Source organism: Enterococcus faecalis (assembly GCF_029024925.1).
Lineage (GTDB): Bacteria > Bacillota > Bacilli > Lactobacillales > Enterococcaceae > Enterococcus > Enterococcus faecalis.
In genome coordinates this window covers 1,059,901-1,086,222 of sequence record NZ_CP118962.1, presented here as the reverse complement: position 1 = coordinate 1,086,222, position 26,322 = coordinate 1,059,901, and the positions used below count along the sequence as shown (strand labels likewise).

Annotated in this window: 21 protein-coding genes; all 21 read right to left on the bottom strand. The window is 37.1% G+C overall.

The features are described from left to right. Positions 1-12: 12 nt before the first annotated feature. A complete protein-coding gene (locus PYW42_RS05395) occupies positions 13-3,288 on the bottom strand; it encodes a GH36-type glycosyl hydrolase domain-containing protein (protein ID WP_002410963.1) in 3,276 nt (1,091 codons plus the stop codon). A 17-nt stretch (positions 3,289-3,305) separates the two neighbouring features. Continuing rightward, on the bottom strand, positions 3,306-5,456 hold the full coding sequence (locus PYW42_RS05390; RefSeq protein ID WP_010708657.1) for a glycoside hydrolase family 3 N-terminal domain-containing protein: 2,151 nt from the start codon (positions 5,454-5,456) through the stop codon (positions 3,306-3,308). Between the two features lie 4 nt (positions 5,457-5,460). Continuing rightward, entirely contained in the window at positions 5,461-6,225 is a 765-nt protein-coding gene (locus tag PYW42_RS05385; RefSeq protein WP_002409420.1) for an endonuclease/exonuclease/phosphatase family protein, read from the bottom strand. Then, positions 6,206-7,123, bottom strand: a complete 918-nt coding sequence (locus PYW42_RS05380) for an acetylxylan esterase (protein WP_002382200.1) — start codon at positions 7,121-7,123, stop codon at positions 6,206-6,208. Before PYW42_RS05380 ends, PYW42_RS05385 begins: the two co-directional genes overlap by 20 nt. Continuing rightward, entirely contained in the window at positions 7,116-7,709 is a 594-nt protein-coding gene (locus PYW42_RS05375; RefSeq protein WP_002371283.1) for a YesL family protein, read from the bottom strand. The genes PYW42_RS05380 and PYW42_RS05375 overlap by 8 nt, the downstream gene beginning before the upstream one ends. Before the next feature lie 56 nt (positions 7,710-7,765). After that, the gene (locus PYW42_RS05370) at positions 7,766-9,364 is read right to left on the bottom strand and encodes an ABC transporter substrate-binding protein (RefSeq protein WP_002357899.1); all 1,599 of its coding nucleotides are present in this window, start codon (positions 9,362-9,364) and stop codon (positions 7,766-7,768) included. A gap of 17 nt (positions 9,365-9,381) precedes the next feature. After that, positions 9,382-10,263: a carbohydrate ABC transporter permease gene (locus tag PYW42_RS05365; protein ID WP_002357901.1), complete on the bottom strand. Its 882-nt coding sequence runs from the start codon at positions 10,261-10,263 to the stop codon at positions 9,382-9,384. A gap of 14 nt (positions 10,264-10,277) precedes the next feature. Beyond that, a complete protein-coding gene (locus PYW42_RS05360) occupies positions 10,278-11,189 on the bottom strand; it encodes an ABC transporter permease (protein ID WP_002382199.1) in 912 nt (303 codons plus the stop codon). Positions 11,190-11,480: 291 nt separating this feature from the next. Next, positions 11,481-12,371 carry a metallophosphoesterase gene (locus PYW42_RS05355; RefSeq protein ID WP_002409418.1) on the bottom strand — a complete coding sequence of 297 codons (891 nt, stop codon included), beginning with the start codon at positions 12,369-12,371 and terminating at the stop codon, positions 11,481-11,483. A 257-nt stretch (positions 12,372-12,628) separates the two neighbouring features. Further along, positions 12,629-13,303 carry an AP2/ERF family transcription factor gene (locus PYW42_RS05350; RefSeq protein ID WP_002410962.1) on the bottom strand — a complete coding sequence of 225 codons (675 nt, stop codon included), beginning with the start codon at positions 13,301-13,303 and terminating at the stop codon, positions 12,629-12,631. Continuing rightward, positions 13,254-14,744 (bottom strand): helix-turn-helix domain-containing protein, encoded by a 1,491-nt coding sequence (locus tag PYW42_RS05345; protein WP_002410961.1) that lies wholly within the window; start codon positions 14,742-14,744, stop codon positions 13,254-13,256. The genes PYW42_RS05350 and PYW42_RS05345 overlap by 50 nt, the downstream gene beginning before the upstream one ends. 411 nt (positions 14,745-15,155) lie before the next feature. Further along, on the bottom strand, positions 15,156-16,412 hold the full coding sequence (locus PYW42_RS05340) for an NADPH-dependent oxidoreductase (protein WP_002360528.1): 1,257 nt from the start codon (positions 16,410-16,412) through the stop codon (positions 15,156-15,158). 18 nt (positions 16,413-16,430) lie between these two features. After that, positions 16,431-17,039: an NADPH-dependent FMN reductase gene (locus PYW42_RS05335; protein WP_002357907.1), complete on the bottom strand. Its 609-nt coding sequence runs from the start codon at positions 17,037-17,039 to the stop codon at positions 16,431-16,433. Positions 17,040-17,065: 26 nt separating this feature from the next. Next, a complete protein-coding gene (locus PYW42_RS05330; RefSeq protein ID WP_010708654.1) occupies positions 17,066-18,001 on the bottom strand; it encodes an FAD:protein FMN transferase in 936 nt (311 codons plus the stop codon). A gap of 219 nt (positions 18,002-18,220) precedes the next feature. Continuing rightward, entirely contained in the window at positions 18,221-19,111 is an 891-nt protein-coding gene (locus PYW42_RS05325) for a helix-turn-helix domain-containing protein (RefSeq protein ID WP_002382193.1), read from the bottom strand. A gap of 184 nt (positions 19,112-19,295) precedes the next feature. Then, positions 19,296-20,624 carry an amidohydrolase gene (locus PYW42_RS05320; RefSeq protein ID WP_002403222.1) on the bottom strand — a complete coding sequence of 443 codons (1,329 nt, stop codon included), beginning with the start codon at positions 20,622-20,624 and terminating at the stop codon, positions 19,296-19,298. Beyond that, positions 20,608-22,392: an adenine deaminase gene (locus tag PYW42_RS05315; protein WP_002409413.1), complete on the bottom strand. Its 1,785-nt coding sequence runs from the start codon at positions 22,390-22,392 to the stop codon at positions 20,608-20,610. Before PYW42_RS05315 ends, PYW42_RS05320 begins: the two co-directional genes overlap by 17 nt. Further along, complete coding sequence (locus PYW42_RS05310; protein WP_002357914.1) at positions 22,368-23,432, bottom strand: ABC transporter substrate-binding protein; 1,065 nt, start codon at positions 23,430-23,432, stop codon at positions 22,368-22,370. The genes PYW42_RS05315 and PYW42_RS05310 overlap by 25 nt, the downstream gene beginning before the upstream one ends. Before the next feature lie 26 nt (positions 23,433-23,458). Then, positions 23,459-24,499, bottom strand: a complete 1,041-nt coding sequence (locus tag PYW42_RS05305; RefSeq protein WP_002413403.1) for an ABC transporter ATP-binding protein — start codon at positions 24,497-24,499, stop codon at positions 23,459-23,461. Positions 24,500-24,537: 38 nt separating this feature from the next. Continuing rightward, positions 24,538-25,317, bottom strand: coding sequence for an ABC transporter permease (locus tag PYW42_RS05300; RefSeq protein WP_002357916.1), 780 nt, complete (start codon positions 25,315-25,317; stop codon positions 24,538-24,540). Continuing rightward, entirely contained in the window at positions 25,310-26,146 is an 837-nt protein-coding gene (locus PYW42_RS05295) for an ABC transporter permease (protein ID WP_002382189.1), read from the bottom strand. Before PYW42_RS05295 ends, PYW42_RS05300 begins: the two co-directional genes overlap by 8 nt. Positions 26,147-26,322: the final 176 nt, after the last annotated feature.

Sequence of the window (26,322 nt, the reverse complement as noted above, 5' to 3'; positions counted from 1 at the left end):
CTACTCTCCTTTCTAATGGTAAATTTCAATAACACTTGCTTCATTTAATAATGAAAGCACCTCGTCTTTTTGAACTTCCATTCCCCCTTCTCGATAAGGGTTTTCTTCAAACTTAAACGGAACTTCTTGACCATCGATAACTATTTTCGCTGACTGATTTGGGTAAAATTTATATGTGACAGGTTTATCAAACAATTGGTAAGTTAGTGTTAAACCAGACAATTTTTCTGGTAACATGGAATCAAAAACCACACTTTGGGCCTTTTGCCGAATCCCTAAAACAGCTGTAATTAATTGATTTAAATAAATTCCCGGCCCGCTTGAATAAATTCGCCAACCACCTTTTACCCCAATACTTCCATCTTTTAGTTTACCAAAATTTTCTTGTGATTCATACCTTGTTTTAAAATCGCCATCGGAACTACTAAAATAGGCATTGGCTTGGCGTAACTCTGCATTGTGTACCACTTCTTTTAATTGAACTGGATTGATTTGCATTAATGCTTGCCAGGTTTTGTCTCGCTGACCAATTTTCGCCATCGCTTCTGTATAGCGAATGTGCGCATGAACATACTGTAAGCCAATTTCGCGACCAAAATTAGCCGCCTGTTCTGCTCGTTTAAAATTAGTACTCACACCGCCTCGATAGTTCGCTGGTTTGTTCATTAAGCGCACGCCATCAGGAAACGTTAATTCTTTTTCAATAATTTCTAAATGATGACTTACTTGTTCCGGTGTTAATAATTCAGCTAACATACTACGAGTCATTGGCAATAATCGATATTGAATTCCTGTTTTTTGGTCATTTGGGTGAATCATTTGTTCAAAAGTTTCTGGCGTTTCCATATAAATAAACCCTGGAATCGTTTCATCCGCCAACATATATTTTTGAAAATCGTTCTTTATTCCTGCGACTAAAATTGTTAAGTGCTGACTATAAGTAGCATCGATTTCCGTAATTAAAGCCGCAAATTTTTTCAACACTTGATACGTTAAGGCAACGGTCCAACTACTAGCCATTTGCTCTTTAAGACGATTATCATAAGGTTGTAACGTGTCATCCCAATCGCCGTCACCGTAACAGGATAGAAAAGTTTCTGGTAAAAAATGTTGTTCAATATAATTTATTTCTTTTTTCAAATGTTCAAATAAAGATGCTGTTTCTTTTGTTTTGTGATTATCTTTGCGACTTGTATAAGGGATTTCCGTAGCTAAGATTGAATAATCTGCAGTTTGTTCCAAATAATCAGTCACTACTTTCAATGGCCAGACGATAATATCGCCATGGCTTTCACTGGCTTTTTGTTCTTCGTATCGGTCAAACATAAACCATTGCGGCCAGTTGCCATCGTCCTCAAATTGATTTTCAAATAGATGCTGAATAATGGAGGCCACGATCTTAGGCTGTTGCGTCGCAAAGAAAAATTCTGTCGGTCCTTGCGACACATCTCGTGTGCCCCAAGCTGCTCCACCATATTGTTCTAAGCCATGTGGCGACAAATAATGAACGAGCATATTATGAGTATACCAACGAGTTAATTGATTCATTTGCTGCACACTTGAGTCTGTGTGTGTTAACTCAAAATGATGCAACAAGCCATTAATGAATGCCAAATATTGACTTTCTGCTTTTTCAAAATCTAATGGTGTATTAACTAATGCTTGGTCCTCTATACTGCCCGTAATAAGTAGTGAAAATTTTTGGGTCTTTTCGATTGCCAAGACTAATAAGTCCGCTTCAGCTCCACCAAATAATGTGCTATCGGTTACTTGAAATGATTTATCAACTGTCAATGCATAGGTTAGTTCTGGGTAATAATTTTCTGTAGCAGAATGATTTCCCGTCACTCGAAGCGTTTTGCCAGCTTGTTCTAATTGATAGGTTGGTACTTCTTCCGGTCCTAATAACAAATGGTTAGAAACAGCCCACATATATACATCCTTTTGACTGGTCACTTCCAATTGAATCACTCTTGAATCAGGCGAAGTGAAAGTGCGTACACGAATTGTATCCTTTGGCAACTTATAATACCACGTAGCAGAGTTCAACCCCATTTCAAAAGCAGAAGGCATTGTTAGTAAGCGCCATAAGCCATTCTCTAAAATGTAGATTCGTTGACCAGAGCGTTTCATAACGTTTAAAGCGTTTCGGCTATTACTCATTAATTTGTTCATGGTCGTATTTCCTAAAACTACTTGTGAATTGAAAATGCCATACATATACACTGTCGTACTAAGCAAAGGTTCATCAACCGTTAAGCCTTTACCACTTAATAAAATGTGGCCATGCGCTCTTTCCATGGCAATTTCTTTTTCTTGAAGAACAACATGATGGTAATTTTCCGTGAAAAAGGAATACGTCTGACCTCCTACTTTTTCAATTTGTGTCTGAAGGGGATAAAGTGCGGCCAATTCTTCTTCTGTTAATGGATTTCCTGTGATAGGTTCTCCTAAAAGTTTCGGAGGATAGTCCTGTGTTCCTTCTAATGAATCGAATGTCACAGTTTCATAAATAGCTTGTAAGGCTTCTTTCGATAAAAAAGGTTCAGCTAATGCTTGCGGATGTGTTTCTGTTACCGCACCATAAAAAACAAATTCCTTACTTTCATTCGTTAATTGGACGGCTTCCGTTTGTAAAGCGATGTAAGCAAATTCATATTGATAGACTTCATTTGCTAAATATCTTTTCCCCAATGCTTCTGGTGTGTTTGTTTGTTTAAATGAACGTCCGAAAAATTGATAGCCGTCCGTTGAGTAGCCTACTAATTTTTGAAAACTCCCTTGAATAAGGGCTGGAAACTTCTCATTTTGCGGTTGATTTTGTCTTGATAAAACAACAAGCTCTTCGCCCTCTTGCCAAATGTGATGATCAAGATACTGCGACACATACGCTTCATTTGACTGAACGGCTCCTTTTGTCGCTAAGCCAATATCTTGACCATAAACAATATCTACTAAGCCAGTTCCAGTGACATTAACCCGCCAGAACCATTGATTGCTTGGCCCCAAACGAAAGTCAACTTGGTAACGAACCGCTTCAAATTCACCCCGCCATGTCAATTGATTATCTGAAAGATAAAAATCACTTTGACTGTTGGAACCAATCATTGGTCGATAATTAATTGTGTCCCCTGTAATTATCCGCAAATAGAGTTGGTTCATACTGCCGTCTAAAGGATTACCTTCTAATTGATTAATCATCATGCCACAGCTATTCAATTCTTTTAAATCACCTGTCTCTAGAAATGTAGCAACTGTGTCTGCTTGCTTAAGCTTCTTTATCTGCATAACTTATCCTTCCCATCTTATTCATTTAACGTGACTGTTGCGGTTTGTACATCGCGACTATTTCCACCAATCATTACGATAAATTCACCTGCATCACTGGTTACCTGATTGTCTGAATGAACATAGCACACCATATCCTCTGAAAGAAGAAACTGAACTTCTTTTTCTTCCTTTGGTTCCAGCCAAACTTTTTGGAAATCTTTTAACTCTTTAATTGGGCGAACCACTTGTCCCACCAAATCACGTACATAAAATTGCACGGTTTCCTCTCCAGCGATTGGACTGTTATTTCTTACTAAAACAGAGACCGTGACTGGTTGTTCTTTGGTAAATGTTAATGCACTTAGTTGAATTGGTTGATAAGAGAAATGACTATAACTTAAGCCAAATCCAAAGGGATATTTAGCGTAATTAGAGACATCTAAATATTTAGAAACATATTTTTCTTCTGGTGCTGACTCATAAGGACGCCCAGTATTGTCGACATTGTAAAAAATTGGCACTTGACCAACCGTTTCTGGAAACGACATACTTAAACGACCACTTGGATTGTACTGTCCCCACAAAATTTCTGCTAGCGCATTGCCCCCTTCTGTTCCAGGTTGCCAAGCTTGCACAATTCCTTTTGCAACATCTATCCCTTGCAAATCTAAGGGCCGGCCACTGTAGACCGTGACAACAACATTGGGATTTTTCTCAATAATTTGTGCAACTACCGCTAATTGTTTTTCGGGTAGACGAATATCACTGCGACTGGCAGCTTCCCCACTCATCCAATCTGTTTCGCCTAGTGCCACTACTACTTTATCTGCTTGACTAGCTAACGTTAAAGCCTCTTCAATGGCCGCCGCGGTCGGTTCAAAGTAATCAAAGGGTTCTTGGGCAACTAGAAGATTTGTGGTTAATTTTTGGGCCCCAGCCACGAGGGAAATGGCTTCTTCTTTCTTTCCTTGCCATGACCAAGCCCCTAAAATATCTTGTGATTGGGCCCCTGGGCCGACAAGCGCGATTTTTTCTTGCGGTGTAAAAGGCAAAATATTTTCATTTTTTAAAAGAACCATTGATTTTTGAGCAATCTTTTTAGCTATTTCTCGATGTTCTTTGCTTAAAATCACTTCTGCTTCCGCTTGTTCATCCGCACCACGATAGGGATTTTCAAATAAGCCTAGCTCATTTTTTAGTTTTAAAATTCGCATAACTGCTTCATCAATAAGTGTTTCAGCAATCCGGCCTTCTTCAAGTAATTCTTTTAAATAATCTGGATAACACGTGGTCATCATTTCAATATCTACACCAGCTTTGATAGCCAATTCTGCCGCTTGTTTTTCATCTTTGGCAACGCCATGAGGAATTAATTCTTTAATCGCTCCCCAGTCTGAAATCACAACCCCTTCAAATCCAAATTCATTTCGTAATACGTCTCTAAACAGCCATTGGTTGCCTGTAGCAGGAATCCCATCCACTGTATTGAAGGACGTCATGACAAGTTTTGCACCCGCATCTAATCCAGCTTTATAGCCAGGTAAATACATTTCTCTTAGCTGCCGTTCAGACATATCTACCGTATTATAATCCCGACCAGCTAAGGCACCACCATATGCCGCAAAGTGCTTCACGCACGCGGCTACTCGCCAATTGTCTTCTTTTAAATTTTCTCCTTGGTAACCTCTAACCATTGCAGCAGCTAAGCGGCTGTTGAGTAATGGATCTTCACCTGTTGACTCCATGACACGTCCCCAACGTGGATCGCGCACTAAATCAACCATTGGTGAAAAGGTTACATGTAATCCTGAAACAGCAGCTTCTTTTGCTGAAATCTCCGCCATTTTTTCAACCGCTGCTTCATCCCAAGTGCTTCCTAAAGCCAAAGGAATCGGAAAGATGGTTCTGAAACCATGAATAATATCCGCCATTAAAAGTGTTGGAATATTTAATCGATGATTTTGCATATATTCTTTTTGAACACGTTTTGCTTCGTTTGCACCAGAAACACCCAGTGTTGTCCCCGCCGTATCAATCGTTTCTTGACTTAGTCCTAGCTCTGACATAGGGCCGGTCTTTTCTTCTGCTTTATCTGAATAAAACGCTGCTGCTAATTGTAATAATTGATTAATTTTCTCATCAATTGTCATTTCTTCGACTAATTGAATCAGTTGATTTTCTTTCATACTCTCACCTTTCTTCAATACATACTTCTGCTTCTAAAGGAAAATGGTCGGAGGGAAAACGTCCATCAATACTATCTGTTAAACTTGCGGTTTGCTGTACTTGCCAACCTTTTACATAAATATAATCAATTTCTTCTAATTCCGCCCAAGGTTTTGTGTAAGTAAAATTTTGAAATGTTCCTCTTGGGCCATAATGAGTAGCTAAATTTTTGCTATCTTGAAATTTTTTTTGAACAAGTTGATGAACCTCTTCCCCCGACTCTGCATTAAAATCTCCCATTAATAAAGTTGGATACTGTGCAATTTTGTCATGTAACTCCTCTAAGATAACGGTCATTCCTGCTAAACGAGCATGAGCTGAAATATGATCCAAATGAACATTGATGACTAAAAAAGGCGTATTTTGAGTCGTTTCCTTAAATAGTCCCCACAAAGTAATTCTTGGACAGCCAGCTTCAGGATGGATACTTGGCTGCTGAGGTGTTTCAGATAACCAAAAATACCCTGTATCAATAGTCTGAACTTTTTGTTCGTTATAGAGAATCGCTAGTCCTTCTCCTTGACCATCCCCTTCTCTTTCCGCAGAAAGACAGGTGAATGTTGTATACGCCTTTAAATCCCTGACTTGATTCGGTCGTACTTCTTGAATACAACAAAGGCTCCAATCATGAAAATTGATTAACTGACAAACAGCCTCTTTACGAAAAGACCATTGCCAATCTTGGTCATACTCTGTATCTACCCGGACATTATACGTAGCTATTTTCATTTTTAACCTCCTGCAATAGTTGTTGAATTTGACGCATTTCACGACGGATCTGAGTTGTTTCACCGCCACCATGGCCTTTTTTCCAATACACTCTGACTGCTTTTCTTGCCTTTATCTGATGATAAGAAGGGAAAAAATCTTTCATTGGACATATCGGATCGTGACTCCCAACAGAAGCAAAGACTGGATTTTTAATTTGCGAAACAAAGTGGCGACTATCAAAATAAGGAAGAACCGCGGCAATTTTTTCATGCGCTTGAGGATGCTCTTGTAAGTACTGATGAATAATTTGATACGAACCCGTTCCTTCTGCTACTCGATTTTCTAAACAAGAATGACTTGGAACATCTGCAAAAGTAGCTAAAATCGGGAAGTCGACTAAACTGTTCACCATTAACACTACGCCACCCCCTTGGGAACCACCACGAAGAATGATTTGGTCCTGATTAATTTCAGTAAAGGTACGCACCACTTCTACGCTACGTAAATGGTCGGCAAACAAGCGGCGTTGGTACCAATCTTCTTTGTCTAGAAATCCTCGTCCCATTGGTGCTTCATGCCAAATTGTTTGATATGGCACGCGATCTTTGGTTAATCCCCCTTGACCTCGATTATCAATGACAAAACAAGCACAACCAATTTGTGTCCAATGAGCAAATTGCCAAGGTTCTTGAATATGATTCATATAGCCTAAACAGTCAATCACTATTGGCTGTTTCCCCGCCGTTTTAGGAAGTAACAAATAGCCAAAGATGCGCTCACCTAGGAAACTTAAAAAGTCGACCTGTTCCACTTGAACATTTTCCAATGGATAGTCAATGACCCGCCGATGGATATCTAGCGGTATTTTTTGAAGTTCTTCCTTGGTCTTTTGCCAAAACTCAAAATACTCATTCATGTTCCACACCTAACACTTTCTGAAAAAACGCAACTTGAAGAAAAGCCGTTGTCCCGAATCCTAACGCAATATATAAAAACAAATTAAGCTTATAGAAAAAAACAAACGTTAAAAGAGGTAAAATAAACAAAATAATCGCATTGGCACTATTACTTAAGACCACATAAACCGTCTCACCTAGTGTCTTTTTAACGGACCAATTAAAAACGGAAAAGAGAAAAAGAAAACTCGTCAAAAATAATGCAACAAAACTTAATAGAAAAATAGCTAAGAAACCTAAACTGGTGGCTATTTTAAATAAACTTGTTACGGCAATACCGCCTAGTAAAAAAGCAACGAACAAGACACCTGTTAAAATAAAACCTCGCATGATATTATTTTTTAACGCTGTCCAAAACGTTCGTAAAACAGGAATATCTTTTTCACGATACAAACGATAAATCGTTCGATACAACGCAATTAAGCCGACACCGCTAAAGATGCCTGTTATACAGGTAATTAAAAAGAGAAAATTAATAATGATCAAGTTGGCAATAAAAGAAAAAATCCGATAATACCAACCTTCATATGCAAATAGCTTATTCATATTAAAAGAGAAAAGCGGATTTCTCGTTGCTTTATCCGCTTTTCTCTCCTCCTCTCTTACTTAAGTTTGTCTCTGTTTTCCGCCATTTTCTCAGATTTTATTTTTTCAATTGCATCCCATTTATTTGATTTTAAGAATGCTTTGTAGTCTTCTAAAGATTTGTCAAAGGCTTTATCATCTTTCGCACGAATCATTGAAATAACGGTTGTATTTAGTTTGGTTTCAATCGCTTCATTCGCCCGAGCTTCCGGCGTTCCTGCATCTGGATTAATATTTTCAATTACGAAATGTGGGACTAATTTTCCTTTGCCCCATTCTTGCATTTGCGTTAAGGCACTTTCCATTGGCACTTTTAGTTTATTAACACGGTCATTGTTAAAGTATAGGAAACGACTAATGCCATATTTTTTGTTGTAGGCATCATTGTCTGTTTGTTCTAATTTTTTCACTTCTGGTAAATAATCAATTTTCCCTTGATCATTGTACGCATAAGTAACTCCTTCAACGCCATATTTTGTTAAAATTTGTCCCGGTTCATCAATTAAATATGTGAATAGTTGAGTGACTTTCGCTGGATCTTTCGCATCTTTCGTAATGTAATTACTTAACCAACCTGAAATGCCGGTTTGATTTAATGTTGGTTTTCGGCCAGAAGTGCTACTTGGTCCATCAATGGCTATATAACGTGTGCCAGATTTTTTCATAAATTCTGTAAAGTTCCCACCTTGACCACTGGTTCCAGCAACGAGCATGGTTGCATAATTTCCTTGTTTCACTTTTTCATCAAACGTTGCCCCATCATCTGTGAAGCTATCATCACTAATATTGCCTGCTCGGTAAACATCATTAAATGTTTTTAACCATTCTAAGTATTCTTTATCTAAATTTCGATCATAGTATTTACCATTTTTATCCTCTAAAGGAACACCTAAGAAGTCTTGTAATTTGTCTAAAAATGGTCCTGCACCATCGCCCACTGTGGTGAAGCCCATTGGGGTCATCTCAGGATATTTTTCTTTAATCTGTTGCATGACTTTTTCAAAATTTTCTGGTGTTGAAACGTCTGGCTTGCCTAATGCATTATAGACATCTTCACGAATAACAAAATTATCATTTACTGGGATATTTCCACTTTCATAATCCGCTTTTGTATTAGAGTAATTAGGGTAACCATATGTTTTTCCATCCTCTAAGGCATACCATTTAAACGTATCTTGGTTAACAACTTTCATTAAATAGGGGTCATATTTTTTAGCTAAATCGTTTAAAGAATAGGCCCAAGAATCTGCTTTCAATGCTGCTTGTCCAGTTTTTTCAGTTAATGTCACGATATCAGGCATATCTCCACTTGAAATCATGGCATTTAATTTTGAATCATCGCCGGAAATAAATTCAATATCCACATTTAAGTCTTTTTTAATCTGCGCGGTGGTCACATCTTTTCCAAAAGGCAATGCCGTCCAATCTGAGTTAATATACCATTTAATCTTGGTCGGTTCTTTCTTCTTATCTAACTTCCAAGCAGGCGTCTTTTCATCTAATTCATACCGATCCTTAATTGAGACATCTGAGCTAGCTTTCTTTTCCCCACCGCTACAGGCCGCTAAACTAACGACCGCCGTTGCCACCAATAAACCGCCTAAAACTTTTTTCATATTGTTCCCTACTTTCTTTATTCTTTTACTGCACCGGCCATCATACCGCCGATAAAGTGTTTTTGTAGTAATGGATAAATGATTAAAATTGGTATCGTTGTAATGACAATTGTTGCCAGCTGAACACCACGTGTCGTTGCCTGCACCACCATATCTGTACTGCCGCTCTCTGTCATGGTACTCAAGTTGGATTGAACAATAATTTCATAAATTTTCATCTGCAATGGATACAGATATTCTTTGGTAATGTATAATTTCGTGGTCATAAAGTCATTCCATTGACCTACCCCGTTAAATAAAATAATGGTGGCTAATGCCGGTTTTGTTAAAGGTAAAAAGATTTTATAAAAAATTTGAAATTCACTGGCGCCGTCTATTTTGGCGGATTCTTCTAAAGATGGTGGAATTTCTCGGAAAAAGTTCATTAAGATAACTACATCATAATAGCTAAATAAAGCTGGAATGATATATACCCAGAAGGTATCTAAGAGTCCTAATGACTTAATCAAAAGATACGTGGGAATCATGCCCCCACCAAAGTACATTGTAATGACACCCATCGTTGTATAAATATTACGCCCGACTAGTCTAGATTTACTAAGTCCATAAGCAACAATTGCACAGAACAGCGTATGCGTCGACGCACCGATGACTGTTTTTAAAACAGAAATCAAAAACGCTCGCGGAATGCTACTATCCGAAAAAACTTTCCGATAATTTTCTAGCGTAAATCCTTTCGGCCATAAAACCAAGCCTTTACCGGCTAAACCCGAACTTGACGAAACTGAGGAAACTAAAATATTCCAAATTGGCACGATAATTAATAAAGAAAACAACACAAGAATTAACGTATTGAAAAAGTAAAACCATTTGTTTTCTTTTGATTTTCTTTTAATCACAGCTGTTGCCTCCTTTATAAAATAACCGACCGACCATTGTTCATTTTTCTAGTAATGCGATCTGTAATGACTAATAAAACAATTGAAATAACAGAAATCCCTAAACCAACTGCCGTCGCATAAGAAAAGTCCCCTTGCGTTAGCCCCATACGATAAACAAATGAATTAATTACTTCTGATTTGTTTTGGTTTTGAGCATTCATTAAAACCAACGTTTGATCTAAGTTCGATCCCAATAAACCGCTAACATTTAGAATTAAGTTCAACGAAATAATCGGCGCTAATAAGGGCAAAGTAATCGTTCGGATTTGTGTTAATTTTGAAGCACCATCAATTCTCGCGGCTTCATAAAACGTTGGATCAATGCGAGACATACCAGCAAGATAGAGAATCGTGCCCCAACCTACTTCTTTCCACAAATCAGAAAGAACAGCAATCCACCAATACTTATCAGGATCTAACAAATGATTGACGCCCTGATTCATTAAGCCTAACGACATCATGACTTGGTTGATAAAGCCATTTGTTGAAAGCCACGAAATCAACATCCCGCCTAAAACGATCCAAGAAAAAAAGTGCGGAATATAAGAAATTGTCTGAATCACTTTTTTTAAATGTCCATCTCTCATTTCAAAAATCATTACCGCTAAGATAATCGGAATAGCGAATCCTAAAAAAAGTTTCATTAAACTAATCGCTAAGGTATTACGAACTGCTTCCCAAAAAAAACTATCTTCCATAATGATTCGAAAATTTTCAAGTCCAACCCATGGTGCAGAAGAAACCGTGTCAACAATCGTATAATTTTTAAAAGCAATGATAATTCCATAAATTGGAATGTAGTTAAAGACAATCATGAATGCTACACCCGGAAGTACCATCCAATGCAATTGCCGCTGATCATAAAACTTTTTTAGTTTTTTCATAAGCAGGGTTCCTTTCTTTTTAGTGAAACGTTTCTACAAACAGATTATACATTCACTTCAAACGGTTGTAAACCCTTACATTGTGGTTTTATTTAAAAATAACAGCATTAAAAAGCGCTATAGACCATTTATAAAGAAATTATTTCCCCTGCTTCTTTTTCCATAAAAATACTCTTTTCTAGATATTTTAAAGCATTTTATAGAAACGTTTCACCAAAATATGAACATCTTTTTCTTAAAAATAATTCTGTTAAATAACAGAAAAAAGTCTGGTCGGATTGACCAGACTTTTTAAATATAGATAGTAAAATGTGTAATTTCAGGGATCACCCCAAAACGGGCATGAATGGCGGTCGTCCCTAAGCCTGTATTAACATATAGTTGCGTTTCTTGATCCAACTGATACAATCCTCTGGTATACTTTTCAGCTAAAACATTTGTGATTGGATATAAAGGAATCCAAATTTGTCCGCCATGGCTATGTCCTGCTAAAACTAACTGTGTACCCGTACCAACAAATGCATCCGCGACATCTGGTTCATGGGTCATTAATAACGCATAGTCATACGTTTCTCGATAGGACAATGTTTCTGAAACGGAAGGATTTCCTAATAACGAGTCATCTAAACCACCAATAAAAAGACGGCGTCCATCTGCTAAGGTTACTGTTTCTCCTTGGTTTTTCATAACGGTAAAGCCACTGGCCTCCATGACTTCATCATACACCGAAGAAGCACCGCCACCGTAATCATGATTTCCCCAAACTGCATATTTCCCAATTGTCGCTTGCAACTGTTTTAATTTTTCAATCATCGGTTCTTTTTGTTGCGGATTTTTGGCATAATTGTCAAATAAATCACCTGTAAAAACGATAATATCTGGTTTTTCACGATTGACTTTTTTTATGACTTTATCTAACCGCTTCGTCTCATAAAATTCTGAAACTTGTATATCCGAAAGTTGCACAACATTCAATGGTTCTCGTTGATTTTTCTTTCCCAAAGTCACCTGATTAACGTGAACTAAATTCGGCTCAATCTTCCACGCATAGATTGGGAGTGCGATAATTAAGAAAAAAAATAAGAGCATTATACTTAAACCAATTTTTTTAACCACATCACTCGCTCCTTTCTTTTCTTTGATTTCCGAAGACTTAGTATAGAGAAAAATCTTTTTAACCACAATCTAAAACAAAGGAAATTAAGGCTTTGTTAAACAACCTAAAGAATTTCCACAATCTCTTATCCTTTTCTTAGCTTTTTTATAAAAAAAGCTAGATAATTTCATCTGTCGATGAAATTATCTAGCTAGAACATTCTTCTCTTAATGATGATGTTTTCGAAACGTTTGATAACCAATTAAGCAAAATAAAATCCCCAATAAAATCATTCCAGTTACTGAAAATAAGCCTGCTAACATCTTTCGCATCCTCTCTGTTGCTAATCTTCCTTATTTATAGTCACTATTTCTTGTTGTAAAATTGGTTGAAATAGACGACGTTCTGCTAATTTTCTTGCTAAAATTGCTTCACTTTTTTTCGTAAAGATACCTAAGTTATGGCGCTTGCCTTTCAAAGAGATATAAGCCAGCCATTTCCCAGAAGCGGTCTGGCTCACCCCTTTGTGTCCACTGCTATTATTTTTGGGGCGTTTACTTTGCAACTTCCCTGGAATTACACCAGCAACTCTTTGTCGGTAATCCTTCTTTTTACGATGACCGCAACTTTTGGTATGGCCATTCAACAAATTTTCACAGCGAACCCAGCAAGATTGTCCGCACGAACACAGACAATACGCTTTCATTGTCTGTTGAATACTTTCGATCCGTACCACGACTAATTCATGATAGTTTTTTTTCAACATTGTTTGATAGCGATGGTGCGCACATTTGGTTCGATACCCACGAATTAGTTGTCTTCTTGAAGCTTCTGTATAGCTCCCACAAGAACAGCGACAGGCCCAAACAATTAGCCCTTCTTTTCTTTTTGCCGTTGGTGCTACTACTGTCAACTCACCAAACTTTTGACCAGTTAAATCTTTATAGTTACCTGCTTGTCTCAATTGACTATCCTTCGTATTCTTGTTCTCGCCACATCTCGATTGGGTCTCTCCCATAGTGCTCATTTTTCTGAGTCTCTCCCTTTCTTAGTTCTCTGACTACCTCAGCAAATACTTGCCAATCTTTTGTTTCCGGCAAATGACGCCATGTCAATTGACGACACCGTACTTTCGAACTATAAAAATCGGACAAATACAAATCGGTTTCTAAGGTTAATTTGTGATCAATCATCACATCCATATAATTGAAAGAAGCAATAATTTTTGCAATAAAGCGGTTATAATCCTCCCCACCAGAAAAATCAACAAATACATGAATCGTTTTTTCAATTGCGCAAAAAGACCGATCATTTAACAAACAAAACATAAAATCATAGTATAGATGCACGCGTTCATACATTAAAAATCGTTTTTGATACAGCGACTCTGTCTTTTGTATAAAACCATCTAAGGCGCGATGAATTTGAGGAAACCGCTCTTCAAAGAAACTGCTCTGCTTGGCGGGAATAAATGCAGCCACTGAAAAGTATAGGCGGTCCCAGCGATAACAAATCAACTTTAATTTTTCTTTTGTTTCCACCGTAATTCGCTTTTCAAAGAAAGGAATAACACTATTCATATGATCAATAAATTCGTCTAACATGGTTAACTTGTCTGGAAAAACAATCGGACTATCAATGTATTCATTTAAACTTAAAAAAAGAAAAATATATGAAGTCTCTTTGCCAAAATCCTCTTTAAAAAGAGGGGTTTCGCTTGTATAAATTTTTTCAAACGCATGCTGTAAACAGCTAGGCACATGAACTTCCGTAAAAGAGTCCACTACATGATCAGAAAATACACGAAAACGTTGAATCGTTAAAAGAATAAATAGTTGTGCGCTTTGATTAAGACTAAACGTTCTTTGATACATCAATTGTAGATCGTTTATAAATTGTTTAATGCCAGGACTATTTTCCAGCAAAATGTTAGGCAGCCTTTCTTGATTACTTCCATAAAAATAATACAAGCATTGAAAACAAAAACTTCGGATATTTTTCTCTTCTCCAACCAAGCCTGTTGACTTTAATTTAATACGCCAATTAGCTAAAATCAGATTTAGTTTATACGAGAAGGCATAAATTTTGCTTTTGCTCATAAAATGAATTTGAGAAAATTCTTGAATCGTGTGCTTTTGATAGAGGCCCACATCAAGAAACAACTTGGCCATTAGTGATTGATCAAAATAATATTTTCTTAAGGCTTGATAATCAATTTGCGATAATTTTTGCGCACTAATCAGTCCTTTAGCTGGAAAAAGAATTTGACTCCTTGAAGAAATCTGTGTACATTCATAATTTATTTGACGGCACAACGATTCTAACTTTTGAGTGGATAAATCAAAATATCCATAAAATTCTTCTTTTAATAATGGACCTTCACTATTCATAAAAGTTTGATAAATAAGTAATTTATCTCGGAATTCTTGGTCTAATAATTCATCTAACAAAGTAGTCACATTTTCAACTCCAAACTATCACGCCTTAAGTATCTATTTTTTTAACAAGACGTGAGTGTCAATCTTGCTTATTTTTTCCACAAATTTAAAAATGATTCTTTCAATATTTAGGAATCTTCATAGAAAAGTATTATTTTAACCAAAAAAAGCCCCCTTGCGTCACCAAGGAGGCTTTTTTTGTTATTTTTTTACTTTAAATTTAAAGAAAAGCTGATTTGTTTGACTAATTTTCTGTTTCTTTTCTAGCCTATTCGTCAAAAATGATTGAAACTTTTGGTTCGTCTTCTATACTATCTTCCTATAAAGTTCTTACTCTTTTAAGTATCAGCTTCTGTCAATAAAAGTCCTCATTTGGCATTGCTAATCTGAATACAGTATGACTACTTGTTGCCGCTATTTTTTGCTGTTATTTTACTCTTTAATTGAAGCGCTAGAAACGCTGTCAACTGTTGGCTTTTCGGTCGCTGACTCTTCTTCATGGACTGATGCACTTGATACACTATCTGCCGTTTCTGGCGCTTCTTTTTTGGAGGCACCACTGACTGCATCGACGTTTTTTCCACCGACTAATTCTTGCCCAGTTTGTTTTAAATACCAATCAACAATTGGTTTAAAGTCTAAAATATACTCATTAATTCCCGCGTAATTTCCATTATCATCATACATCGCTTGATAATTATGCACTACATAGGTATCTGGTCCGTGCATTGGAACATGAACGCGAATAGCATCTGTTTTTCCTGACCGTAATTGTTGAATCACCCATTCTACATTTTTCAATGCTTTTGGCGGATGGCAATTCGCTAATGGATTACCAACTTGTCCTGGTTGCCGTTTAGCAAACATTTCTTCAGCAGCCATTTTTTTATTGTAATATAAAAATTGATTGTTACTGTCTGCATAAGTCAATTCCATTGGCATTGATTTTAAGAAATAATTTAGCTGATCTACGGTTAAAATGCCTCGATCTAATTTTACATATGTGTCGCCTTCCACAGCCTGAACCGCTTCTGCTGCTTGTTCTACCCAATCATCTGCTGCCATATCAACCCCTTCGATCGTTGTTTCAATGGTTCCTTTTGCATGTAAATCCTCAGGTAAGTCTTTTGGCTTAGCCCCTTCTAATTTTGAAATCACATCAATGAATTCCACGAATTTTTGTAATGTGCTTTCTAAAAATTGACGTGTTCCCTCCGCAATTAAGTTGCCGTTTTCATCAAATGCTTCTTTCGCTTTTCCTAATAAAAACTCGTTTCCAGGCATCACGATTGCATTGACACCAGGTGCATCAAGAATTTGACGGAGATGTAATTGCGCACGCGAGGTTCCTTGATCATAATAAGAGCAACCAACAATCATTACTGGTTTATTTTCCAGCGGATGAATTTTGAAAGATAACCATTCTAACACACTTTTCAAACCGGCAGGAATGGTATGGTTATGTTCGGGCGTCGCAATAATTACGCCGTCTGCTTGTAAAATTTTGCGATTCATATTCTGAATCAAGACACTGTTCGTTTGATCCTTACTTTGATTAAACATTGGAATATCTTTAATTTCTAAAATTTCCAAGTCGAACATTTTATAAAACTCTTTGCCAATATATTGCAGTAGTAACCGATTATAAGAAGAATCAGCGTTTGATCCGACGATCCCAATTAATTTCATTTTATTCACTCCATTTCGTTAAATCGTTTCCCATGAGAAATTTTCTGCTTCTTTTTTATTTTGCGCATGCGCATGTTTCAGCTGTTCTGTAATTTCAATAAATACACAAAAATCTGCAAACAAACCAGCTAGTTTATCTATTTGTTCTGAATCTTTTAACGCATTGTTTTCATCAAAAGCTTGTAAGGAATGCGCTAATAGAAATTCAGAGCTTGGCATAATTCGTGCTTTCAATTCAGGAGCATCTAAAATTTGACGTAGATGTGCTTGTGCTCTAGAGGAACCTAACGTGCCATAGGATGCACCAGTAATCATAACTGGTTTATCAACAAACGGAAAAATCCCGTAAGATAACCAACTTAGGGCATTCATCAAAGAAGCCGGCACCGCATGGTCATATTCAGGCGTACTGATAATGACGCCATCTGCTGCTTCAATTTTTTCAGCAACCGTTTTAACTATTTCTGGCAAAACTTTGTCTTCTGGCTTGTTAAACATAGGAAAGTCAACAATTTCAACTAGTTCAATATCAGCCTCCTGCGCAAAATAGTGTTGCATAAATTGCAAAAGTTGACGATTGGTTGATTGCTCTGAGTTCGTTCCTACTAAGCCGATAATTTTTTTCATAATGAGCTGTCCTTTCTTTTTCGGTTCTATGAATGGATAATGTGAAGAGTATCTGCTAACCCGCTGCTATATAAAATTTGCTGGTCTTGTGTAATGATGACTCCTTCAATCCCATCTAGTTGATTGAGGATTTCAAGCGCTTCTGGAATTGGATAGCCAAATAAACGCGTTGTCCAAATCTCACCATCCACTGAAGCATCCGAGATAATTGTAAGGCTGGCCATTTCAGTTTCCAATGGGTAACCGGTTGTCGGATCCAACAAATGGTGATAGACTCGCCCAGCTTCGGTTAAACTTCTTTCATAAATGCCCGACGTCACAACCGATTGATTAGCCACTTCGACAAGTAAGCTGATTGTTTCTCTGGATTTTTGCGGATTGCGAATACCAATTCGCCATTTTTTGTTTTGATGCGTAGAGGGCCCCAATGTCACAATATTGCCGCCCAGATTAATCAAAGTAGACGTCACATGGACTTCTTTCAAATAGGCAATTAGTAAATCAGCGATATAGCCTTTTGCTAAAGCCCCCAGATCTAATTTCATTCCTTCTTCTTCCAAAAAAACCGTTTGTTTTAAGGGATTTAAGTGAATCTTTTCTGGATTAATTTTTTTCAAACAGGCTTTAATTTCCTCTTCTGACGGGACACGGGCATCTTTAAAACCGATTCGCCATGTTTGAACTAACGGGCCAATGGTAACATTCAAATGACTAGCTGGATCACAACTATGTTTTTTCCCTAATGCAATTAATTGATACAACTCTGGATGAACGCTGACTGGTTTTTGCCCAGCTTGTTGATTGACAGCCATCAGTTCCGAAGTGGAATCATTTGCACTAAATCGTTGTTCATAAGTGATCAATCGTTGATGCACTTCTTCTAGAATTTTTTCAGGTTCTTCATGGTCTACAAATACATCTATTACTGTGCCCATCAAATAAATAGTTTGACTTTGTTGCACCTCAAGACTTCCTCTCCACGAAAGATTGTGTTTTATTTCACATTTATTCACAAATGAATCATACGCCTTTATTTGATGCCAGTCAAGTCGTTTATATATTTTTTTATATAAAATAACGACCTTAAAATTTTCATTTAAGGTCGTAACATGTCTTGAACTCTTTTAAAAAACGCTTTTTTTATTATATTTTGAAAATAAATATATAATTTTCTATATAAACTAATTATTCTTAGATAAAATTGTTTCTTTCAATGTTTGAATTGCTTCCAACAAGATGCGGTTTTTATTGATTTTTGCATACGCGCGGGCATCTTGTAGTAGTTCTAAAATTTGCTCTTGCGGCTTTTCTTCAGCTAAGGCATTTTTCGCAAGTTGGAAAGCTGCTCTTGCCAAGTAATATGTGACGTGATTATCAGAACAGATGGAAATCGCATACTCTAACAAAGCATCACTTGTTTCTAAATCGCCTTTTTCTGCATAAAAAACACCACAGTGAAAGACAACATTTAATACTCGCCAAGTATCTTCCATTGATTGAATAGTATAAAGATATATTTCCTTGAAGACCTTATTGAAATAAAATTCCGCTTTCTCAATTTCGCCTTCTTTGGCATAGGCCATGCCAATTCCAGTAAAAGCTAACAAACGGTAAATATCGCTCGTGTATTTTTGCTCTTCAAACAGAAGTTTTTCAAAGGTAAATAAGCAATCCATCAACGAAGCATTTTGAAAAATCATGACAAAGCCTTGTAAATAATAATATTCTAATAACAGTTGGGAATCTTTGATTTCATCAAAAGGAATATTTTTTAAAATTGTTTGCAATTGGTCATGTTCGCTGGTAATCAAGAAGAATTCTGCTTCTTCCATTTTTTCAAGAATTTCAGGTTGTTTAATCCCTACGCGCGGGAAGAGTTCCCCCAAAGGTAGCTCTAAACGATTACATAGTTGGATCAATATTTTTAAAGTTGGGACTTGACCATTCTTTTCAAAGCGACTAACCGTAACTTGCGTACAAATCCCTTTAGCTAATTCACTTTGCGACAAACCACGTGCTTTGCGTTTTTCTATAAACCGTTGTATATTCATTGCTTTTCCTCTCATTCTCATCTTCTCAAACTTACTATAATACAACTTACCTTAAAAATATATATAGAAAAAGAAAAATGTTTATAACAAAAAAGAACACAGACAACTCTTTCATTAAAAGTTTGTCTGAGCTCTATTAGAACCTGAATCACTAAACGTCAATTCAGCGTTATTTAATCAATCCGATACGTCATACTTGCTTTGTTTAGAGAGCAGCTCTTTTTTTAGCTTCTTTCACAAACGTATTCATGGCCTGATATAATTTTTCCTTGATTTCTTTGAGATTAGCTTGTTGTAATTCTTTATTGGCAACTAACTGTTGACCGTTCACCCAAACGGCTTCAACATTGCTAGCATTTGCTGAATAAACCAACGCTGAATAGGCATCAAAAATCGGAAACATATTAACTGATTGCGTTTCAATTAATGTTATATCCGCTTTTTTGCCCACTTCCAATGAGCCGACTTGCTCCGCCAAACCTAATGTTTTAGCGCCCCCCATCGTTGCCAGATAAACAATTTCTTTCGCAGGAAACAAGGAGCGATCTTGGTGTGCTGTCTTATGAAAATTCGCAACCATGCGCATTTGGGTGAATAAATCTAATGTATTCCCACTACTAGGTCCATCCGTGCCTAAACCGACAATAATCCCTTGATCAAGCATTTGCTTAATCGGCGCTACGCCTTTGGCTGATTTAGTATTCGCACCGATACAATGAGCGACACGCGCTTTTCCATTAGTCGCAGCTAAACTCGCAAGATCTTCATCTGTTGCCAAAATACAATGCGCTAAAATAAACGGCTCGCTCAAATAACCCAGTTCTTCTAAGAAAGCAATTGGTGTTTTTTGATAGGCTTTTTCAAACTCAGCCATTTCATAAGTCATTTCAGCAACGTGCATGGTCACAGGAACTTGGTATCGCCGACTAAGTTCAATAATTTTTGCCAACACTTCTGGTGAGTTGGTATTCGGTGCATGTGGCGCAAGTATAGGCGTAATCAACGGATGGCCTTGCCACTTGCGAATAAAGGTTTCCGCGTAAAAAAGACCGCCTGAAGGCTCCGGACTATCACAAGTGGGCATATCAATGATCGTCTCTCCGAGCAAAGCACGAACACTCATTTTTTCACAACTTTTAGCAATTTCATCTTCAAAATAATACATATCACAAAAGCTCGTAATACCACTCAGTAACATTTCGGCAATTGCATAATCACTACTGCATCCTACTAATTCTTTTGTCATGAATTGTTCTAATGGAAAAAGAAAACGCCGGAGTCGATCTGGCACATCGTCTCCTAACGAACGAAACGGAATCATGCCTACATGGGTATGGGTGTTAATCATCCCAGGCATTAAAATTCCATTTTGACCATCGATTACTTGATTTGCAGCCATTCGCTTTTCATCAAGTGTGGTCATTGGTGCTAATTCCACAATTGTGTCTTCTTCAATCACTAAATAGCCGGCTTTGATTTCTGAAAATTGCTCATCCATTGTTAGTATATGCACATTTTTAATGAGTGTTTTCATGCAAAAGAACTCCATCCTCTGGAAAAACTAATGGATAGAAACGTTGTGACTTCGTATCCATCATCCCAAAATCTGTCACTTTAATGGCTGGCGAGACAGGCAATGATAGTGTGGAAAAGGACATGATTTCATTCATATTTTGATAGCCTAACGCTTGCATAGCTTGTCGAACTTTTTGTAAAGAAGCGCCTAATTGTTCAATCGGTGCTTGCGATAAAATCCCACCAATTGGTAAAGGACAAGTTGCCATCACTTGCTGATCCGAAGCAACCAAATAGCCGCCTTGCATCGCTAATAATTCATTCTGCGCTAACAGAATATCCTCAATCGTATTACCCATCACCATTAAATTATGATGATCATGGGCCCAGGTTGTCGCAATGGCTCCTTTCTCGGAAAGGGGTTGATCCATTAAAGAAAAAGAAATATTACCATTTTTTCCGTAACGTTCCATCACAATTAATAAGGCACAGTTGGCTTTTTGCCATTGCAACAATCCATTTTCAACAGGAATTTCTTTTGTAATTCGCTCTGTAAATGTGCCAATTTCTTGTTTTTGAATCACATTACAACGAACTGTTTCTTTTGTTGTAGCCACCTTTAAAAGTAAATCTTCTTCTGTTAACCTTTTACATTGGATGGTTTGTTGATAAGTGGCTGGAAACTCTTCGATTTTTTCTGGATAATGGAAGGGCTCGCCTTTTTCAAAAACGACCTTTCCAGATTTATAAACCGTATTAATATCAAAACTTTCTAAGTCATTTAATAACAAAAAGTCAGCTTTTTTACCAGGTGCAATTTCGCCACGATCATGGAGACCCATTCGTTTGGCCGGCGTATAAGTTGCCATATAAATGGCTTTTTCGATAGGCAACCCTGCTTGAACGGCTTTTTTGACATTTTCATTTAGATGACCTTTTAGCAAATCATCAGCCATCACGTCATCCGTGATAATACTTGCATAATTGTAGAAGTCATTGTCTACTATCACCTGAATGTTTTCAGGAGTGATTGATTTATTTTGAAATTGAATAAAGACGCCCGCTTCAATTTTTTCTTTTAACGTTTTAGGAAATTGATGGGTATGATCTGAAGTGATACCACTATATAGAAAATCTGCTAACTCTTGATCTTCGATTTTAGGACAGTGGCCTTCTAAAGGCATGGTTGGTCGTTGTTTTTGACACAAATCGATAATTTGACGAATTAAAGAATCTGGCTCATAGGAAATCCCTTTAAAATTCATGGCTTCCCCTAAACAAATCACTTTTGGCTCTTTGAGTAATTCTGCTACTTCTGCTAAGCCGATAATCCCACCAGTTGTTTCTAATTCGGGAGTGGTCGAAGGAACCGAGGAAGGAATTGCGTGAAAGATATCTAGTTCTGTTTCAGCGGCCATAAAAGCTTTTAAGCCTTCTAAGCCAAATACGTTAGCCATTTCATGGGCATCGGCAATCACCGTTGTCACACCGTAACGCACTACTGCTTTAGAAAAAATAGTAGGTGTCGTCATGGAACTTTCAATATGCATGTGTGCATCAATTAAGCCGGGAATCATCCATTGATTCTCGGCATTAATTGTTTTTTTGGGCTGCAAATTGACGTTCTCTTCTTCATAAATGTAATAAAATTTATCATTTTTAATCGCAACATTTCGTTGAACGAATGTTTGAGTGACTGTTTGATACAGCCACACATTTTTTAGTAATACATCGACGTTCATTTTGTCCCTCTTTTCTAAAACTATTGATTCATCGTCCGGTTCCATTGATCAATCCAATCCGCTAGTTGACTATTAATAAAATTAAAATCGACTGTTTTGGCACGTTCGGCAATGGCACCATATGTTTTATTTTTCGCTTCTTTTTCGCTTAGCGTTACTTGTTGATTTGTAGGTCCTTCATTTAATGAAATCGCTTTGGCCTTTTGTGATTCTTCACTAATCCGTGCGTTAACAAATTTAAAGGCGGTTTCTTTGTTTTGTGCTTTTTTAGGAATATTGACTGTATTATAGTTGGCATACGTGCCGCTTTCTGGGACGACATACGTCACGTTTTCTGCTGCGCCTTGAATAATATCAACCGCAAAATCAGCAACCACAGCTGCTTCAATTTCACCAGATTGGAACATATTAGCTAAGTCTGACGATTTTGAATACGTTTTAACAACGTTTGGTTTTAATTCTTTCATCGCTTCAAAAGCGGCCTTCCCGTTATCTTTTGTAATATCTTGACCAGCATGTTCACTAGCAACGTATAACATTAAAGGACCTGCCGTCGTGGCAACGTCTGGAACAGAAATTTTACCTTTCAAATCAGCTGACCATAAGTCATCCCAGTTCTTAATTTCTTTGCCTAATTTTTCTTTGTTGTAAACAATCCCGATACTGTTTACAGCGATTGGTACGCCAGCACCACTTTCAAAAACCTCTTTTGCTCCCGGCGTTAACTGACTTAAATTAGGTACTTCTTTTTCTGTAATTTTTTCAAATAACCCTTCTTTTCCACCTTGTGCTGCATTTGCTTGTGCTAATTCAATGACATCAATTCCCGCATTGGGATTATTTTTTAATTTCGTAAAGCGGTCTGCGCTATTGCCTACTTCTAAGGTAACTTTCGCTTCATTCTCTTTTTCAAATGGAGCGATGATGTCTTTTTTGACAATATCTTCACTTAATCCGAAAGTTGAAACGACTAAAGCATTACTTCCACCTTTGCTCTCGCTTTTCGTAGTTGCTTCGCTGTTTCCACAAGCAGTCATTAATAACGTTGCAGCGACTAATGTCCCTAAAATTACGCGTTTTTTCATTTTTAAATCTTCCTCCAAAATGGTTTTTATTTTTCTAAAATAACTAATTTCTCAGCTGGAAAAGCCAAGTGAATGGTTTCGTTTGTTTCATATAACTGTTCACTTGTTCCATTAACCAGCAATGTACCTAACGCTGTTTCCACTTCATATTGATAGCTTTTCCCTAAAAATGTTCGGACAGCGACAGTACCTGCGACAGTATTAGTAGCAGCTTCTGAAACAATCTCAATGTCCTCTGGACGAATCGTTGCCACCGTCGTTGTAACATTTGGTTCAGGATTAGTCGTTTTCACTATTTGATTTGTTTGTGTCCGATAATGACCGGCTTCCATTTTTTCGACAGAGAAAAAGTTTTCAAAACCGATAAATTCTGCAACAAACTTAGTACGAGGCAAACGATAAATCGTTTCTGGTGAATCATATTGTTCAATCACGCCATTATTCATAATGGCCACTTTATCTGAAATAGAAAAACATTCTTCTTGGTCATGTGTGACAAAAACTGTCGTAATGCCTAATTGTTGTTGAATCCGTTTGATTTCAATCCGCATTGCCACTCGCAATTTTGCATCTAAATTACTCAACGGTTCATCTAGTAGTAATAGTTTAGGTTCAATAATCAGAGCACGTGCTAGCGCAACCCGCTGTCTTTGACCACCAGATAATTGTTTTGGATAACGGTCGCCCAAGCTTTCTAAACCACATACTTTTAGCATTTCCGTGACTTTTTGGTCCATGGTTTGTTTGTTTTCTTTGCGTAATTTCAGCCCAAAAGCGACATTTTCTGCAATCGTTAAATGGGGAAATAACGCATAGCTTTGAAAAACCATCCCGAAGTTTCTTTTATGGACAGGAACCTTTGTTAGTTCTTCTTGGTCAACGAAAAACTGTCCGTCGTTTGGCTTAATTAATCCAGCAATCACTCTTAACGTAGTCGTTTTACCACAACCACTCGGTCCTAATAAAGAAACTAACTCTCCTTTTTCCATTGAAATATTTAAATCTTTTAAAATATCTTGTTTTCCGTCATAGCTGACGCGAATATCTTTTAAATCCACAAAAGTCAAAATTTTCTCCTCTTTCTATCTCGTGCTTCTTCCATGTTTTAGGCAATGGAAGCTAGTCCCAACGTTTTTTCAATTAAAAACATTAAGCCCATTGTTAGTAGCATCAACAATACAGAAATTGCTGAAACAGTTGGATCATAATTGTATTCCATATAACTTAATAAAGAAGTAGGCAGCATCGTCACACCGGGACCTGATAAAAACATCGATACAGGAACATTGTTAAACGAATTGACAAATGCTAACATAAAGGCTGCAAAAATTCCTGAAGACACATTGGGTAAAACAATTTGAATAAAAGCTCGCAATCTTGTACAACCTAATGTCCAAGCTACTTCTTCCATTGAATAATCTAGTTGTTCCATACTTGACCCAACCACTCGAATAATATAAGGCAAACTAATTAAAAAATGCCCCATTAATAATCCTTGAAAGACAGGCAAACCTAATTTAATAACAATATATTGAAATAACGTATACCCGACCACAATTCCTGGAATCACAGTTGGGGATAAGAAAAAGCTTTTAATAAAGTTGCGCCCGCGAACGGAATAACGTGCCAGCGCATAGGAAGCCGGAATCCCTACTATTAATGCTAAAACAGTCGCTAATACCCCAATCAACAAGCTTAACTTAAAACTGTCCATAAACGTTTCCGATTGTAATGCTTTGGCGTACCAATCTAAAGTAAATCCTTTAATCGGAAATTGAATCGCTGCGGCTGTTCCAAAAGAAGTCACCACAATCAAACATAATGGTAAAAATAAAAACAGAAAAACTAGAATTGCAATAACAGATAGTCCTTTTTGCTTACGCATGATTTGCTTCTCTCCGATCTACTTTCTTAGCGACCATGTCTAGGCCTTTCATCACAATTAATGTTGTTAAAATCATAATAAATGCAAGAACACTCGCCGATTGCCAATCACCTAAAGTATTAGCCTTTTGATATAAGAAGGTCGACATCATCATTTTTTGGTTACCACCTAACAGCTGTGGCGTCGTATAAGCCGTTAAAGTTCCTGTAAACACTAATATACTTCCTACGATGGTGCCTGGAATTGATAAAGGTAAAACAATTTTCCGAAAAGCCGTCATTGGATTGGCGCCTAGCGTCTCAGCCGCTTCTAGCATTTCTCCTTCAATGTTTTCCATAACCCCAACTAAGGTCATAATCATTGTTGGTAAAAATAAATACACTGAACCGATAATAATTGCAAATTCTGTATACAATAAATTCAGCGGTTGCTCAATTAAGCCTGTTTTTAATAACAACGTATTCACTACACCGTTTTTTCCTAAAATGTTAATCCAAGCAAAACTTCGAATAACTGAATTGGTTAATAGTGGAAACAAGGTCATAGCCATTAAAAACCCACGCCATTTTTTGGAAACCCCAGCAATAAAGTATGCCGTTGGAATGCCCAACACGATTGAAATACCCGTCACAATTAACGAAACTCTTATCGTTCGCCAGAAAATTGAAACATTATAGTCATCTTTAAAAAAAGTAACATACTGATTTAGTGTCAAGCCATGATCAGTAAAAATGGTTGGCAAAATGCTAGTAATTAATGGAATCATTAAGAAAAATAATAATAGTACTAGCCCCGGTGCCACAATTAAATAAGGAACTTTCTTGTTCATTCGTACACTCCTCGTTCGTTTTTTCACTTCATCAGTATACGCAAGGAAAACGTATATTTCAACACATTTTCATCTTTTTGTTCGTTTTTAAACCCGAACGTTCGTATATTTTTTCGAAAAAGGTTATTAAAAAATAAAACACGAACATTAAACAAAAAAACACAAACAAGACTGTT

Excerpts from the sequence above, each read along its gene's own strand:
- PYW42_RS05395 (WP_002410963.1), bottom strand. The coding sequence starts at position 3,288 with ATGCAGATAAAGAAGCTTAAGCAAGCAGACACAGTTGCTACATTTCTA.
- PYW42_RS05295 (WP_002382189.1), bottom strand. The coding sequence starts at position 26,146 with ATGAACAAGAAAGTTCCTTATTTAATTGTGGCACCGGGGCTAGTACTA.
- PYW42_RS05385 (WP_002409420.1), bottom strand. The coding sequence starts at position 6,225 with ATGAAAATAGCTACGTATAATGTCCGGGTAGATACAGAGTATGACCAA.
- PYW42_RS05370 (WP_002357899.1), bottom strand. The coding sequence starts at position 9,364 with ATGAAAAAAGTTTTAGGCGGTTTATTGGTGGCAACGGCGGTCGTTAGT.
- PYW42_RS05300 (WP_002357916.1), bottom strand. The coding sequence starts at position 25,317 with ATGCGTAAGCAAAAAGGACTATCTGTTATTGCAATTCTAGTTTTTCTG.
- PYW42_RS05350 (WP_002410962.1), bottom strand. The coding sequence starts at position 13,303 with ATGGGAGAGACCCAATCGAGATGTGGCGAGAACAAGAATACGAAGGAT.
- PYW42_RS05315 (WP_002409413.1), bottom strand. The coding sequence starts at position 22,392 with ATGGAACCGGACGATGAATCAATAGTTTTAGAAAAGAGGGACAAAATG.
- PYW42_RS05360 (WP_002382199.1), bottom strand. The coding sequence starts at position 11,189 with ATGAAAAAACTAAAAAAGTTTTATGATCAGCGGCAATTGCATTGGATG.
- PYW42_RS05310 (WP_002357914.1), bottom strand. The coding sequence starts at position 23,432 with ATGAAAAAACGCGTAATTTTAGGGACATTAGTCGCTGCAACGTTATTA.
- PYW42_RS05325 (WP_002382193.1), bottom strand. The coding sequence starts at position 19,111 with ATGAGAATGAGAGGAAAAGCAATGAATATACAACGGTTTATAGAAAAA.
- PYW42_RS05375 (WP_002371283.1), bottom strand. The coding sequence starts at position 7,709 with ATGAATAAGCTATTTGCATATGAAGGTTGGTATTATCGGATTTTTTCT.
- PYW42_RS05320 (WP_002403222.1), bottom strand. The coding sequence starts at position 20,624 with ATGAAAACACTCATTAAAAATGTGCATATACTAACAATGGATGAGCAA.
- PYW42_RS05390 (WP_010708657.1), bottom strand. The coding sequence starts at position 5,456 with ATGAAAGAAAATCAACTGATTCAATTAGTCGAAGAAATGACAATTGAT.
- PYW42_RS05340 (WP_002360528.1), bottom strand. The coding sequence starts at position 16,412 with ATGAAATTAATTGGGATCGTCGGATCAAACGCTGATTCTTCTTATAAT.
- PYW42_RS05380 (WP_002382200.1), bottom strand. The coding sequence starts at position 7,123 with ATGAATGAGTATTTTGAGTTTTGGCAAAAGACCAAGGAAGAACTTCAA.
- PYW42_RS05335 (WP_002357907.1), bottom strand. The coding sequence starts at position 17,039 with ATGAAAAAAATTATCGGCTTAGTAGGAACGAACTCAGAGCAATCAACC.